Genomic DNA, 15,292 nt, shown 5'->3' with positions numbered 1-15,292 from the left:
CGGTACCGAAATCATCGGATCTAGGTGTCGTCCGTCCTTGCTGGCAGCCCAAGGCTGAGCGCCCTCGCCCCAGCATCGGCACGGCGCACGATCTCCTCGCCGCGGGAGATGACGCGTAACTGCGAATGCTCAAGATGGATTTCCATGGCGCGCTTGGCACCCGGCGGATCCTGCCGTTCGATCGCCTCGAAAATCGCCTTGTGCTCCACGAAGATCGAACGGCGCCGCTCGCTTTGGCCAAGCTGCGAGAGGTCCCGGGCAAGCTTCTGCCCGAGATCAATATCGTACTCGATCGCCGATAGCCCGGTAACGTAATAGATATTTTGCGAGGCCTCGGCGATCGAAAGGTGAAATTCGTAATCCACCCGTCTTCGCAGATCCCCGGTACGTATGGTCTCCTCGAAATTGGCGAGCGCCGTTTCGATGGCCCGCAATTCACCCGGCGAGCGCCTGAGGCTCGCATAATAGGCCGCGTCGGGCTCGATGCTGCGGCGGAACTCGAGAGCCCGAAGCGTCGCCCCCAGCCTGGCTCTCGGGTCGGCGTCCGGCTCCTCAGCGCCGAGGCCGAGGACGTAGGAGCCCGAGCCCTTGCGCGATTCGACCAGTCCGTCGTCGCGAAGTCGCGCGAGCGCGGCCCGAACGACGGGGCGCGAGACCGCAAAGAGCCGACAAAGTTCGCCCTCAGCGGGCAGCTTGCTGCCGAGTGCGAGTTCACCAGTCGTGATTAGCCGAGCGAGGGCCTCGAAAACCTCGTCCCCGAGGCGCCGCTGCTGTGCCGGCCGGATGTCGTGCTCCAGCCGCCGTCGCTGCGACGTCCCCTCGATCCCATCAGGCTTAGCGCTCGTGCTCATCTCATCCGGCATCGCTCAGATAACCGACCTGTGCAAGGCCAAGAACCCCGCCTGCCTTCTCCTCTACCGCCTCGACGAGGGCGTACGATAGCGCGTCGCCGTTCACCTTTCGCGGTAAGGCGACGCGATGCCAGTTAGAGCCATGGGCGAGCAGATGATCCATCGCCCGGTTCGCGTTGGAAAATGCGTTGGCGCCACCTTCGTCCTGGGCGGCCGCAAAGACTGCGGCGACGACGTTGGAAATTTCGGCAGACAATGAGCGTGCCTCCTCAGCCAAATTCTCATCCTTCAGCGACAGAAGGCGTCTCAGCGGTTGGCCCAACGCGTTGCCCGTGCTCAGCAGCCAGCCATGGTAGGGGCCAGAGGGTGTAAGTGCCTCCAGATAATCGCCTTCCGCTCCGCGCACGAGTACGGTTCCGTCGAAGGACTGCCCGCTCTTCGCTACAAGATCCTCGCCGCTGCTATCCTTGAACATCACGATGCGCGGATGCTCGGCGACTAAGCGAGCGAGCGTTTCGGCCGCAATGACGCCGCCGGTCACCTGCGGCAGCTGGTAGACCGCGATGGGACTGCGGCTTGACGCCAGCACCCGCCGGAAATGATCAATGATGTCGTCTTGGCTCGCGCCAGGATCGACTGGGGGGCAGACCACTGCGCCCCGGAAGCTGGCAGCGAGATTGGCATCGGCAGCGAGCCTGCGTTCCAGAAGCTCCAGCCGGGCCACGACCTCCGCGGTTGTCGGGCGCAGCACACCGAAGAGGAAGTCCGGCCCTTGCGCCTGCATTTCAGGCGAAGCGGCGAGATCAATCAATGCCTCGAAGGCGTCATCCCCGAGTTCCCAGCCGTCGCCGGTGGAACCGGCGAGCATGATCTGCCCAACCCACGGCCTGATGCTTCTGAGATGGGCCAACATGCGAGGAGCGTCGATCATTCCCGAGGCCGCGTAGTGGGTCAGCAGCGGCACCCAGAGACGATCCCGGTTTGCAGCCCGGAGGCGAGTTTCGGTGTGCATGACGCTTTTCCTTCGATGTTTTGACGCGCCTTCGGGAAAAGCGCTTGCATGTTGAATAGCCAAACCTGTTATATGAAGTGACAAATCGGGGCAATGCCGGTTTGCAAGATCGGACGCGAGATACGGTTCCGCAATGTCTCCCGGCCACCGGACATTCTGAAAGAACTGGAGACTTCATGAAAATCGTCGACGTCACTGTCCTTCCCATTTCCTATCGCCTGCCCGAGGGAAGCGGGGCAACGATGGGCGTTGGCCGAATGGTCAAGCGGGACGCCGTGCTGGTAAAGATCCAGACCGACGAGGGGATCATTGGTTGGGGCGAAGCGCATCACGGGCGTTCCCCTGGCGCCATCGCCAAGCTGATTGACACGACGCTGAAGCCGATGATCCTCGGCATGGACGCCCTAGACACCAACGCTGTCTGGCTGCGGCTGTACAAGGGACACTTTGCCACCCACGGTTTCGGGGCGGGCACGGCGATTGCGATGAGCGGCATTGACCTTGCCTTGTGGGACGTGCGCGGCAAGGCTGCCGGATGGCCGATCTACCGGCTGCTCGGCGGAGGAGCGCGTAGCCATCGCGCTTATGCAGGCGGCATTACCCTCGGCTTCCAAGCGCCGGACTCGCTGGCCGAGGAGGCGAAGGGATATGTCGAGATGGGCTTCAGTGCCCTGAAACTCAGGCTGGGCGACACGCCGGAGCGGGATGCGGCGCGGGTACGCGCCGTCCGCAAAGCGCTTGGGGAGGACGTCGCCATCCTTACGGACGTCAACGCTGCCTACGGGCTCGATGAGATCCGTATGCTGATGCCAGTGCTCGACGACTGCCGTGTCGGATGGCTGGAGGAGCCATTTCCGCCCCACGATACCTATTCCTATCGTAAGGCGGCAGCTCTTGGCCGCACGCCGCTCGCCGCCGGGGAGAACCACTACACGCGCTTCGAATTCGCAGAACTGCTGCGGGACGACGCCATCTCAGTCCTACAGCCTGACCTTTCCAAAACGGGCGGGATCACCGAGACGCTGCGAATCGCAGGCATGGCATCGGCCCGAAAGCAAAAGCTCTATCCGCACACCTCCATGACCGGGCTGAACATGGCTGCCTCCTTGCATTTGCTGAACGGTATCGAGAATGCCGGCCTTTTCGAAGCGGACGCGACGCGCATCAATCCTTTCCGCGTGGAACTCACTGGTCATTCCTTCGAGATCAATGCGGTCGGCGAGATCCGTGCTCCCGACGGGCCGGGACTGGGCGTCGAGATCGACGAGGACTTTGTGCGGCGGCATCCGCTGATCGAGGGCCCCTGCTACGTGTGAAACATAACGGGGAGGCAGACGATAACTTGGGGAGGTTGAGATGGAAAAGATACTAAGGGAAAAGGACTTGCTCGCCGGTGCAGCGTTCGTTGTCATCGGCGGCTTCTTCGCCGTTGGCGCGCTTGATTACGGCATCGGCAGCGCGCGGCGCATGGGTCCGGGCTATTTTCCGCTAGCACTTGGTTCAGCCCTCATGCTGGTGGGCCTGGCGCTCGCCGGCAAGATGGTCTGGCAACGCAGCGACAATCTCGTTGGCACTCTTTACGTCCGGCCGGTCATAGCGCTCTTTGCCGCCATCCTCAGCTTCGCCCTCCTCCTTGAGACGGCGGGCCTGGTGGCAGCCTGCGTTGCCACCGTGCTCCTGTCAGCACTCGGTAGTCGCGAGACAAAGCTCCTTGGCAGCCTCGTCGTTGCCCTAGTCATGGCAGCGGGTTGCAGCCTCCTCTTTGTCGAGTTCCTCGGCCTGCCCATGACCTTGTGGAGATTCTGATGGATCTGTTTCCTAATCTCGCGCTCGGTTTCGCGACGGCCTTCAGCCTCTCGAACCTGCTCTACTGCTTTGTTGGCGTCTTCGTCGGCACGGTGATAGGGGCGTTGCCCGGGCTCGGCGCGGTTACCGCGATCTCGATGCTGTTGCCGTTCACCTTCGGCTTCGAGCCGCTCGGTGCGCTGATCCTCCTGTCAGGCATATTCTATGGAGCGATGTATGGCGGCTCGACCGCCTCGATCCTCCTCAACCTGCCGGGCACGCCGGCCAACGCGATCGTTGCACTCGACGGCTACGCTCTTGCTCAGCAGGGACGCGCGGCGATGCCGCTATTCATGTCGGCGGTCGCCTCCTTCGTCGGCGGCTGCATTGCCCTTGTCCTCGTTGGGGTCGCAGCACCCGCCATCGTCTCGATCGCGCTCGAATTCGGCCCGGCCGAATACTTCAGCATGATGCTTCTCGGCCTCGTCGCCGCGTCGGCGGTGGCAGCCACCTCCTTCTTGAGGTCGATCGGCATGGTGCTCGTCGGCCTGCTGCTCGGCCTCGTCGGCATGGACATTGTCTCGGGCATGATGCGCTTCACCTTCGGTGTCCCAATCATGGCAGAAGGTATCAGTTTCATCGTCGTCGCCATGGCCCTGTTCGGCCTGACAGAAGTGATGAACAACCTCGAGCCACACGGTCGGGCGACGATCACCCAGCCAAAGACAGGTTGGCGCGACATGATGCCGACGCGCGACGAGGCGAAACGATCGGTTTGGGCATCGTTGCGCGGTACCGCCCTCGGCTCCGCCCTCGGCGCCCTCCCAGGCGCAGGTCCCACAATATCTTCCTTCATGTCGTACACAGTGGAGCAGCGCGTCTCGCGTCATCCGGAGAGGTTCGGAAAGGGGGCGATTGAGGGTGTCGTCGGTCCGGAGGCTGCCAACAATGCGGCCGCACAGACAGGCTTCATCCCGACCCTCTCGCTTGGCATTCCCGGCGATGCCGTCGGGGCCCTGCTGCTTGGCACACTGATCATCCACGGCATCCAGCCGGGGCCTATGGTGATGAGTCGGCATCCGGAACTCTTCTGGGGCCTGATCGCCAGCATGTGGATCGGTAACGTGCTGCTCCTTTGGATTAACATCCCCTTTATAGGGCTCTGGGTGAAGATCCTGTCGATCCCTTACCGGCTGCTCTATCCCGCGATCGTTGTCTTCCTCTGCATCGGCGTGTGGAGCGTCGCGAACAGCTCCTTCCAGCTCTATTTGCTGGCGGGACTTGGGGTAGCCGGCTACGTGCTCTCGAAGCTCGATTGCCCAGCCTCGCCGCTGCTCCTCGGCCTGATCCTCGGACCGATGATGGAGGAGAACCTGCGCCGCGCCCTATTGTTGAGCCGCGGCGACTTTTCGACCTTCGTCGAGAACCCGATCAGCGGCGGGATATTGGGGGCCTGCATCTTGCTGGTGATCGTCACGATTATGGCCGAGTTCCGCCGCGGCCGGAGACATGCCGCGCCCGAGTTGGAGGGAAAAAGATCCAACGTACACTAATGCTGTTCCCGGTCACGTTGTCAGCGATATCGAGCCTCTTTAGCAGCAACTCCTAGCCCGGTGTCTTGTGACATATAGGACACCAAGGTTTCGAGATCGGCCACCGGTACGAGCGGTATCTTTCGCATGCACCTGAACGTCTTTGGCGGGCAGAAAGCGGACTGGCTGCTTTATGGCTGAGCCCGCGAGAAAGCTGTCCTTATAGCGGGCTTGAGGCGTGTCGACATCGCAACATACCCGGCGAAATCTCAGCATCCAAGAGGGCCGCGTCGGTGCGCCTTTTCATGGCGCGACCAGCCCGCCCGTCGCGGCCCGCCGAGCCGGCGCCTTGCTGCACTGGACAGTGCCCGAGCGAAACGCATGTTCCTCGAGAGGTGCGCGAATATGCCGATGCAGAATTGCCTCGGGTCTGGATGCAAAGGAGACACCCAATGGTCAGCATGATGCTCAACGGGGTCGAGCGTGAATTCGACGGCGACGCGGATACGCCGCTGCTTTGGTATCTCAGGGATGAGCTGGGGCTCACGGGGACCAAGTATGGTTGCGGCATTGGGGCCTGTGGGGCCTGCACCGTCCATGTCGACGGCAACCCCACTTTCGCCTGCCTTACGACCGTCAGCATGCTCGAAGGCTCCCAAGTCACAACGATCGAAGGTCTGTCCGAGAACGGCGATCATCCGGTTCAGGTCGCCTGGCGTGACCTGAACGTGGCGCAGTGCGGCTACTGCCAGGCGGGGCAGATCATGCAGGCGGCAGCGCTCGTGGATCAGTCCGACACCGTAACCGACGAAGACATAGACACGGCGATGAATGGCAATCTGTGCCGCTGCGGCACCTATCCTCGCATTCGGGCTGCCATCAAGCAGGCAGCGGAGGCGTCGTGATGCGAAACCCGTCGATCACCAATATTAGTCGCCGCGGCATTCTCGGCGGCATCGGGGCCTCCGCCTTCGTCCTCGCTGTGGGTCTGCCCTCCCGGGGTTGGACCCAGGAGGAAGAGCCCAAGTTCGGCCGGGATGCGATGCCGAATGGCTGGAGTGATGACCCGAAGGCGTTCATCTCGATCGCCGAGGACGGGCTCGTCACCGTGACCGTCCACCGCTCCGAAATGGGTCAGGGCGTCCGCACCTCGATCGCCATGGTCGTCGCCGACGAGCTCGGCGCCGAGTGGGACCAGGTCCGGGTGGACCAGGCACCTGGCGACGAGGAGAAGTACGGTAATCAGGATACCGACGGCTCGCGGAGCCTGCGGCATTTCTTCATGCCGATGCGCCGCGCCGGCGCGGCCGCGCGCAGAATGCTGGAACAGGCTGCCGCTGCCGAGTGGGGGGTCGATATCGCCGAGGTGAAGGCTGAAGGTCACAGAGTCACCCATGCCGCATCCGGCCGGTCCCTGGGCTATGGCGAACTGGCCGGTGCGGCCATGGATCTCGACGTGCCACCCGCCGACAGTCTCGTGCTGCTCGACCCGTCGCAGTTCCGCTACATCGGCAAGTCCGATATCGGACTTGCCGACAACGTGGGCATCACCACCGGCACCGCGATCTACGGCATCGACGTCCGGCGCGACGGCATGCTCTACGCGGTGATCGCCCGGCCGCCGGTCTATGGCGGCCGCGTCAAAAGCTTCGACGACAGCGCCGCGCTGGCGATTGCCGGAGTCGAGAAGGTGATCGCGATCGACCCCGTCGACTTCCCGACGGAGTTCGCCCCGTTGGGCGGGGTCGCGGTCATTGCCAGAAACACCTACCTCGCGATGAAGGGCCGCGACGCGCTCACCATTGAGTGGGAGGACGGCCCGAATGCCAGCTACGACAGCGAGGCCTATCGCGAATTGCTGTCCAAGGCCGCGAATGCGCCCGGCGGCACAGTGATCCGCGACCAGGGCGACTTCGATGCGGGCATGGCCGGCGCCGCCCGGACCGTCGAGGCGGAATACTACATCCCGCATCTGGCGCAAGCGCCGATGGAGGCGCCTGCCGCGGTGGTGGAGATTCGGGACGGGAAAGCCGAGGCCTGGGCCTGCACCCAGGCGCCGCAGGTGACGCGGCTGCGCCTGGCAGAACGGCTGAAGCTGGACAAGGGGAACGTGACCGTCAACGTTACGTTGCTGGGTGGCGGCTTTGGCCGCAAGTCGAAGCCCGACTTCGTGCTCGAGGCTGGCATTCTCAGCCAGGCGATGAACGGTGCGCCGGTCAAGCTCACCTGGACCCGCGAGGATGACATCCACCACGGCTACTATCATACGGTATCGGTCGAGAAGATGACCGCGGGCCTCGATGACAGCGGCATGCCGGTGGCCTGGCTGCATCGCACGGCGGCACCGACGATCGGCTCGATCTTCGCCCCCGATCCCAAACAGAAACTGCCCTTCGAGCTCGGCATGGGGCTCTTGAACATGCCGCTTGCGATCGAGAACATCCGGGCCGAGAACCCCGAGGCATCCGCTCATGTGCGCATCGGCTGGTACCGGTCAGTCTCGAACATCCCCCACGCCTTCGCCATCCAGTCCTTCATATCCGAACTGGCAGATGCCGTCGGCCGCGATCCGAAGGACTATCTGCTCGAGGTCATCGGTCCGGCGCGGCTGGTCGATCCGCGGGAACTCGGCGACGTCTGGAACTACGGCGAGGACCCCGAGGTCTATCCGATCGACACCGGTCGGCTGGCCGCTGTCGTCGAGGAAGCGGCCAAGGGCATCGAGTGGGGCCGGCAGATGCCAGCGGGCCAAGGTCTCGGTATTGCCGGGCACTACAGTTTTGTCAGCTACGTGGCGGTCGCCGCGGAGGTGGCGGTCGAGGATGGCGTCGTCTCCGTGCCGCGGGTCTCGATCGCCATCGATTGCGGCGCGCAGGTCAATCCTGATCGCATCCGGTCGCAGATGGAAGGCGCGGTGATCATGGGCGTCGGCCAGGCGCTGATGACCGAGGTGACGTTCGCCAACGGGAGGGCGCAGCAGGATAATTTCGATACCTATCTCGTCCCGCGCATGGAGGGAGCGCCGAAGCGGATCGACGTTCATCTCGTGACCCCGGGCGACGCCTACGACCGTCCTCTGGGCGGCGTGGGCGAACCGGGCCTGCCACCTGTCGCACCGGCCATTGCCAACGCCGTCTTCGCCGCGACCGGTCAGCGGATCCGCCGCCTTCCCATCGCCGACCAGCTCCGAAGCTGACGAAAGGACACGTGATGCACCGTATCAAGCTCTTCACGGTAGCCGCGGCCGCCATCCTCCTCGCCGGCCCCGCGCACGCCTATCAGTGCGCGGAACGGATCGACGATTTCGAACGCCTTCTCGATGTCGCTGCCAGCCAGGCGATCTCCGCCTCGTCGGGCGGCCAGGCCGTCGCCGGTGCCCGCGAAGCGCAGGCGATGGCGGAAGCGGACGAGGCCAGCGAGGATCCTGTCCCCTTCCAGGAAGAGCCGGAGGAAACCGAAGCGGTCGAGGAAGCCGAGGCGGCAGGGGACGGCGGCGAAGAGGTGATCGAAGCCCGCGCCGCGCTTCAGGACGCTCGCGAACTGGCGGAAGGCGGTGACGAGGATGCCTGTCTTAAGGCCGTTGACGATATCATCCTGTCCCTGATCCAGAATTAAGCTTTGTTGCCGACGAGCGACAGTCGGAGATCCTCAGAACACCGATAGAACGCTGAGTTCACTCGCCTACACTGCCGACATAGTAGGTTAAATCGGACGTTCGGTTCAGGGCGACACGCGCGAAATTTCGCCGCCGTGCCTTCAGTTTGAACGGGCCGAAAGCTGACTGGCAGCTTCCGGGCTCACGAACGGCGAAAGTTGACGTTCGCCGATTGACTCTTCCCAGACGGCGAGCAGTTGCACGATGCCTCTAGGAAGGGAACGGCACAAGCTGACCCTGAGGGCAGGGAAACCGCCATACAATTGATGGCCCCAAGTCCGGGCAGAGTATTCGCCTGCTCAGACGGCCCTGATCGCGATCCAAGTCCCCGCCGCCACGAACATCAGTCCGAACGCCAGCGCGAATCTGTCTCCGCGAGGCAGCAGCTTCTCAAGCAGGACGACAATAGCCAGCCCGGCGATCCAGTAGACATTCATGATGCCGCCTACGAACAGCAGCGCCATCAGGGCCCAGCAGCAGCCGAGACAGTAGGCTCCGTGTTTCACGCCCATGTGGAATGCCCCGGCGCGGCCTTTCTGCCAGTGCCGCGACAGGAACTCGGCAGGCGAGCGGCAATGGTCCAGGCACACTTGCTTGAATGGAGACAACTGGTAGAGGCCGGCGGCGACGAGCAACGCCGCCGTCAGCCACACACTCACCGACCACATCATCGGCTGGGACAGAAGACCGAGCCGTTCGCAGGCGAACTGAAGAATAGTGGCGACCAGCGAAAACGCGAGCCAGACGAGGAGATAACCGCCGAGAAAGAAGCCAGATGGAATCGCGCCGGCGGCGATCTGTCCCCTACTCTGTGCATGGCGACTGACGCGCGCGTGGAGCAGCACCATCGGGGCAACGCTTGGGATCATCATGGCGATCATCATGATCCACCACATGCCGACAATGACGAACCAGGTCGCAGGGGACCACGCCACCGCCGGCATCGTCATCCCTGCCTCCCCGCCCGGAAAGATCGCGGGACGACTCATCGTCCAGATGTCCATGCCGGTGCCGGCCCCGACGAGCAGCCACGCCCAGGCCAGCATGGCGAGCGTGACAAGGCCGGTCAGCATGACCAGGCGATCGCGCCGGATGATTAGCTCCACCGCCGATGTCTGCGGGGTCGCCTCGGCCATGTCAGACCCTGATCGGCCCCTGCCCGCTCAGATGCAGGCGGGCGAACTGGCCGTAGGAGTTCTCGAGATCGAAAGCGATCGGCCCCCGCGTCTTTGAGGAGGCGCTGCCGACTTCCGCGAGCGTGTACTCGAACCCGTCGGGCAGGTCGATCCGCGCCCGATGCTCCAGTCCAGTCACGACATTGCGGATAGGCTCGCCCACCGTGTCGATGAAACCGTCGACATGGATATTGCCGCGGCGCGCATCGACATCGACGTCCATGTCGATCTTGCGGAAGACGGGCTCGAAGAACTCGCTCACCGTCGACGCGAAAACGTTGAACATTGTCCTGCCGGGCTCGGAATCCTCCCCGGACATGATCTTCAGAAGCGCCTGACGCTGGTTATCGTCCGCGCGCTCGTCGACGATCGGCTGGCACTTCCCGCCACCTTCGTGGATGGCACCAGGCCACTGGAAGATGAACGCTATGCGCGTCCCGTCGAGACTGACCCTCCCATGGTGCCCCCGCCGAATGTCGATCGCACCGTTCGCCTGGCAGTATCCGTGCGTCGGCAGGGCATTGAACTGGCAGGGGCATCCATAGGCGCAGTTGCAATTGACCAGCTCGACCCCTTCGATTTCCCATGGCGTCATGACATCATCCTTTCGGGTTCGGCCAGGCCTTAAGGGTCGATGATGCCGTGTGGCCCGTAGGCGGCATTCCAGAGCGCGCCGTAGCGGCTCTGCCTATGCATGCGGATCTCGCCACCGCTGGTGAACGTAGCGCTGGCGACCTCAGCTTCACGAAATTCGAAACCCTCGAGCAGCACGATGCGAGCCCGGTGGGCTAGTCCCGTCACGGGATTGCGGATGGGCTCCAGTTCGAGGGCGAGTTGATCCTCGATCCGAAACCAGCCGGTTCGTGCCTCGATGTCGCTGCCGAAGTCGATCGGAGCGAAGATCGGGGGCAACTCCTTGGCGATCGTCGCGCCATAGATGTTGAAGACAGTGGTCGGCTCCTGCTCGCCGCCCCCGAGGATGGTCCCCAGCGCGTCGACCTGGGCCGGGTTGGCATCGCTGTCGATGAAGCCCTGAACGACGCCCCCGCCCTCATGCACAGGGCCGGGCCATCGATAGGCCGCCGCGACCTTGAGGCCGTCCAGCCGCAGATCATCGAACCAGCCATTATCGATCCGCATGCATTCGAGCCCCTCGCAGAGGCCCTCCGTCGGCTTGCCGTTGAATTCGCAGGGACATCCGTAGTCGCAACTACAGCTGCGATCTTAGGTTCCTTTATTGCCCAATCCACGTAGGGCATCACAGTTCTCCGAAAGAAACTGAACTTTAAAAGTATCAAACGCGGAGGAAAAGGCGCGGATCGGCAGCCCAGGGCCGTGAGCCGCTGTCAGTTTTAGATCAGCGACTGCGAGAGGGCTCCCATCTAGGCTTCGATGTCCAATCCCTAAGCGTGACGTTGGAGACTGCGGCAACCGAAATGCGTTTCCGCGGGAGTGCCCGCGGTGCAAGCGCTAACTGGACCGGGGCACCATCCCTACCTGCCGCAGATCGCGGCAGTTCCTCTCAAGGCGACAAGGTATGCACGTGAATTTCTTGACAGCGACGGCCACCGAGATTGCACATGCGGTCGCAAGGAAGGATACGACCGCGGAGAAGGTCGCAGGGGCCTTCATCGCCCGGATTGAGGAGCTCGAACCGTCCGTCCATGCTTTCTCTTGGTACGATCCGCAGGACATCCTCCGCCAGGCCGACGAGATAGACCGCGGAGAGAGAGGCGGTCCCTTCGCCGGCGTGCCGCTGGGTGTCAAAGATGTGTTCGACACCAGGGACATCCCGACTGAGTTCTTTTCTCCAATCTACGCGGGCAACAAGCCGTCGCGGGATGCCGCAGTTGTCGCCCGGCTGAGGGCGATGGGCGCTATCGTGATGGGCAAGACTGCGACGACCGAGTTCGCCTTCATGCACACCGGGCCGACCCGCAACCCGCATGATCTCGATCGCACGCCCGGCAGTTCCAGCGCCGGCTCGGCAGCGGGAGTCGCAGCCGGCTTTTTCCCTCTGGCGTTAGGGACGCAAACAGCAGGCTCATTGCTGAAGCCGGCCTCCTTCTGCGGTGCGTTCGCTTACAAGCCGAGCTTCGGCCTCGTCTCGATGGAGGGCATCAAGCCGCTGGCTCCCGCCTTCGATACGGTCGGCTGGTTCGGCCGCAGCGTGGAAGATCTGGCGCTGGTCGGTCGCGCCTTGATCGCCAACTTCCCTGCCCTGCCTTCGTTGCCCCGGTTGCGTCTTGCCCGCTTCCGGTCACGGCGTTCGGAGTCCAGCGACGGAGCCCTGCGAAGTTATCTGGAGGCTGTCTGCGGCCAGCTCAGATCGGCAGGTCATGTGATCGACGATCTGGAGGAACCCGTCGGGTTCGGGTTATCCTATGAGGATCACCGTATCGTCAACGATGCCCAAGGTGCGCGCTCACTGGCTCTAGAGCGGGAACTGGACCTCGATCTGCTGAGCGAGGAAGCTAAGGCCATGATAGCTCATGCCGACGAGGTATCATGGGAAGCGGAACGTGCAGCGCAGCAGCGTCTGTCTGGGCTGCGGAATGCCATCGAGCCTATTGTGGCGGCTTATGATGGTGTGCTCGACCTCAGCACCGAGAGTGTTGCTCCCGTCGGCCTGCTTTCCACGGGCCCCTCGGATCTGATCAAGGTCTGGTCTGGCTTCGGCTTTCCCCAGGTCAGCCTGCCAGTCCAGGCAGGTCCCGGCGAGCTACCTTTCGGCCTCCAGCTCTTTGCGGCGCGTTATGACGACGCGAGGCTGCTAGCCTCGGCTTCTGCCGTTGCTCGGTGCATCGACGCGACACGGATTCCGCCGCTGCCGATCTCTCCACCGCTGCGCACTTAAGCGGCAGCTTTGTATCGACGCATAAGAAGCGCTTCAGCATCTCAGATCCAGAATCACAGCCCGCAGGGCTCCGCCCGACTGTCAGGCAGCGATGGGCCGAAAGCGGAATGGCGGGTTACTCGCGCGAGCTTGATGAAAGCGGCCGTTCGCGTTTTGACCGGTTGCTGTCATTGTGACTGATTCCGGCAAATGCGGGCGTCGGGCCGAGAGCGGGGCCTCAATGCTCCACTTACCTTTCGCCGGTCGAGGCTGCCGCGAGGCGGAAGCGGTGCTACGGCCTCAGCGGCGACCGCATGTCTGGTTCTTGCCGTCCAGTCCGGTTACGCTTCGACCTGAGAGGCGGGGTCAGCGTCATGCAGGAAGCTTCCCATCGGCCAGAGCGTCGCCTCGCCGCAATCGTCGCGATGGACGTCGTGGGGTATTCGCGGCTGATGGAGCGCGACGAGGGGGGCACGCTCGAGCGGCTGAAGGCACACCGGCGGGACGTAATCGAGCCCCTGCTCGCCACCCACAGGGGGCGGATCGTGAAGCTGATCGGCGACGGTATCCTGTGCGAGTTCGCCAGCGTCACCAACGCCGTTAGCTGCGCGGTGACGATCCAAACGTCGATGGCAGCGCGGGACTGCGAGCTTCCGGCCAACCAGCGCATCCGCTTCCGCATCGGGATCAACTCCGGCGACGTGATCGTCGAAGGCGACGACCTCTACGGCGACGGCGTGAACATCGCGGCGCGGCTAGAGGCTTTGGCAGAGCCCGGCGGTATCTGCGTGTCCGGAAAGGTGCGCGAAGAGCTCCGCAAGCGCTCGGACGTGACACTCGCCCCCCTGGGGTCCCGGCAGGTCAAGAACATTGCGGAACCGGTGGACGCCTGGCGCGTGGTACTGGACGGAATGCCCCCGCCGCTAGCGCGTCCGCTGGAAGGGGCATCGCGATTCCGACGCATCGCGGTGGCGATCGGAACGGCCGTGATCCTGCTGATCGCCCTCGTTGCCGGGCGGCGGTGGACCGAGTGGCAGGACCCTCGCGATGGCTTCGACCAGCCATCCGTCGTCGTGCTGCCGTTCGACAATCTTTCCGGCGACGACCGCCTTGGCCGGCTCGCCGACGGGATGGTTACCGACATCATCGCCGACCTTTCGACAACGAGACTCCTCAACGTGATTGCGCCGGGGACGAGCTTTGCCTACCGCAGCAAGTCACGCGATCCCCGCCTGATCGGACGCGAACTCGGGGTCGGCTACGCTGTCAGCGGGGCTCTGCAGGGCGACGCCGACCGCATGCGCGCCACTGTGCAGCTCGTCGATGCCGAGAGCGGGCGGCAGCTCTGGTCGGAGCGCTACGACCGGCCGGTCGGCGACCTGTTCGAACTTCAGGACGAACTAACCCAGCGGATAGCCAACGCCGTCCAGGGCGGCACCGTCGATGCCGCGCTGGACATTGCGCGCCGCAAGCCGCCGAAGGACCTTCGCGCATACGACCTTCTCCTGCTTGCAATCGCCCAACGCTGGGCCTGGACCAAGGAAGCGAACGCCGCCGCGGTCGAGATGGTCCGACAAGCCATCGTGATCGATCCGCTCTACGCCGCTTCGCACGCAGAACTTGCGAGCCTTTACCGGCAGCAGGTCGACGCAGGCTTTGCGGAATCGACGGAGGCCGCGATGGCGGAATGGCGGGAAGCCGCGGTCCAGGCGGTCAGCCTCGACCCGACATACGCCCGTGGCTACGCGGTGCTGGGCGTCTGGCATGTCTATACCCGGCAAGGCACCCTCGCCCTCAAGGAACTCGAGCGCGCTTTGGAACTCGCGCCCGGCAACGCGGAAATCCTCGCCATGGTCGCTGAGCAACTGCCTTACCTCGGGCATTCGGAAAGGGCCGTGGCACTGTTCGAGCGCGCCCGTCGCCTCGATCCGAGCTCCTTCTACAAGGACGTGGAATGGCAGGTCTATTTCTTTGCACAGAAGTTCAGGGAATCGGCCGCCGCCGTCGAGACCACGACGAATCCTTCGCGATGGCCGATGCTGTTCGCCACGATGAGCTACGCGCAGCTCGGGCAAAGCGTCGAGACCGACCGCTGGCGCGAGCGCTTCCTTTCGGTCTGGCCGGACTACTCGCTGGAACTTGGAACCGCGCAGGGCATCTTCTTCGCCGCGGAAGCAACCGTCGAGGAGCAGCTCTGGCTCGACGGGCACCGTGCCTCCGGACTGCCGATCTGCATGGCCGGGGCACGGGCTCCGGGGACTCCGGAGCACCGCCGGTTGGAGTGTGCACCGGCTGGACCGAACAAGACACCGATGTGACAGAGTCGACGGACGGTCGACGGCAGGGCGCAGAAGCGCCAGGACTCCTACTTCGTGTTGGACGCGGAGCGGCGGATGCTGGCGGCGGGGGGCCTCTTTCCTTCCAGGAGCCCCTCATCCTAATCAGT

Annotated in this window: 12 protein-coding genes and 1 pseudogene; 8 read left to right on the top strand and 5 right to left on the bottom strand. The window is 63.7% G+C overall.

All coding sequences use genetic code 11. The features are described 5' to 3' along the window. Positions 1–20: 20 nt before the first annotated feature. Together LXB15_RS07360 and LXB15_RS07355 are read right to left on the bottom strand one after the other, a co-directional pair. A complete protein-coding gene (locus LXB15_RS07360) occupies positions 21–863 on the bottom strand; it encodes a FadR/GntR family transcriptional regulator (protein ID WP_233952051.1) in 843 nt (280 codons plus the stop codon). After that, on the bottom strand, positions 853–1,863 hold the full coding sequence (locus LXB15_RS07355; RefSeq protein ID WP_233952049.1) for a dihydrodipicolinate synthase family protein: 1,011 nt from the start codon (positions 1,861–1,863) through the stop codon (positions 853–855). Before LXB15_RS07355 ends, LXB15_RS07360 begins: the two co-directional genes overlap by 11 nt. Before the next feature lie 176 nt (positions 1,864–2,039). On the opposite strand from LXB15_RS07355, the gene LXB15_RS07350 reads away from it, so the two are divergent. From LXB15_RS07350 to LXB15_RS07325, 6 genes are all read left to right on the top strand, one after another. Next, the gene (locus LXB15_RS07350) at positions 2,040–3,179 is read left to right on the top strand and encodes a mandelate racemase/muconate lactonizing enzyme family protein (protein WP_233952048.1); all 1,140 of its coding nucleotides are present in this window, start codon (positions 2,040–2,042) and stop codon (positions 3,177–3,179) included. Between the two features lie 40 nt (positions 3,180–3,219). Beyond that, complete coding sequence (locus LXB15_RS07345) at positions 3,220–3,669, top strand: tripartite tricarboxylate transporter TctB family protein (protein ID WP_233952047.1); 450 nt, start codon at positions 3,220–3,222, stop codon at positions 3,667–3,669. Beyond that, positions 3,669–5,201: a tripartite tricarboxylate transporter permease gene (locus LXB15_RS07340; protein WP_233952046.1), complete on the top strand. Its 1,533-nt coding sequence runs from the start codon at positions 3,669–3,671 to the stop codon at positions 5,199–5,201. The genes LXB15_RS07345 and LXB15_RS07340 overlap by 1 nt, the downstream gene beginning before the upstream one ends. A gap of 431 nt (positions 5,202–5,632) precedes the next feature. After that, the gene (locus LXB15_RS07335; protein ID WP_233952045.1) at positions 5,633–6,085 is read left to right on the top strand and encodes a (2Fe-2S)-binding protein; all 453 of its coding nucleotides are present in this window, start codon (positions 5,633–5,635) and stop codon (positions 6,083–6,085) included. After that, positions 6,085–8,376 carry a molybdopterin cofactor-binding domain-containing protein gene (locus LXB15_RS07330; protein WP_233953082.1) on the top strand — a complete coding sequence of 764 codons (2,292 nt, stop codon included), beginning with the start codon at positions 6,085–6,087 and terminating at the stop codon, positions 8,374–8,376. The genes LXB15_RS07335 and LXB15_RS07330 overlap by 1 nt, the downstream gene beginning before the upstream one ends. Before the next feature lie 14 nt (positions 8,377–8,390). Next, on the top strand, positions 8,391–8,795 hold the full coding sequence (locus LXB15_RS07325) for a hypothetical protein (RefSeq protein ID WP_233952044.1): 405 nt from the start codon (positions 8,391–8,393) through the stop codon (positions 8,793–8,795). A gap of 339 nt (positions 8,796–9,134) precedes the next feature. Here LXB15_RS07325 and LXB15_RS07320 read toward each other — a convergent pair whose 3' ends face one another. From LXB15_RS07320 to LXB15_RS07310, 3 genes and pseudogenes are all read right to left on the bottom strand, one after another. Continuing rightward, complete coding sequence (locus tag LXB15_RS07320; RefSeq protein WP_233952043.1) at positions 9,135–9,971, bottom strand: DUF2182 domain-containing protein; 837 nt, start codon at positions 9,969–9,971, stop codon at positions 9,135–9,137. A 1-nt stretch (position 9,972) separates the two neighbouring features. Further along, positions 9,973–10,605, bottom strand: a complete 633-nt coding sequence (locus LXB15_RS07315) for a DUF1326 domain-containing protein (protein ID WP_233952042.1) — start codon at positions 10,603–10,605, stop codon at positions 9,973–9,975. 29 nt (positions 10,606–10,634) lie between these two features. Beyond that, a pseudogene (locus LXB15_RS07310) lies at positions 10,635–11,269 on the bottom strand (DUF1326 domain-containing protein). 278 nt (positions 11,270–11,547) lie between these two features. On the opposite strand from LXB15_RS07310, the gene LXB15_RS07305 reads away from it, so the two are divergent. Further along, positions 11,548–12,867 carry an amidase gene (locus LXB15_RS07305; RefSeq protein ID WP_233952041.1) on the top strand — a complete coding sequence of 440 codons (1,320 nt, stop codon included), beginning with the start codon at positions 11,548–11,550 and terminating at the stop codon, positions 12,865–12,867. Positions 12,868–13,220: 353 nt separating this feature from the next. Further along, positions 13,221–15,164, top strand: a complete 1,944-nt coding sequence (locus tag LXB15_RS07300) for an adenylate/guanylate cyclase domain-containing protein (RefSeq protein WP_233952039.1) — start codon at positions 13,221–13,223, stop codon at positions 15,162–15,164. Positions 15,165–15,292 lie beyond the last annotated feature (128 nt).

It is taken from the genome of Aurantimonas sp. HBX-1, from assembly GCF_021391535.1.
Taxonomy (GTDB): Bacteria; Pseudomonadota; Alphaproteobacteria; order Rhizobiales; family Rhizobiaceae; genus Aurantimonas.
The sequence above is the reverse complement of the archived record's forward strand: the minus strand, read 5'-3'. Positions and strand labels throughout refer to the sequence as shown.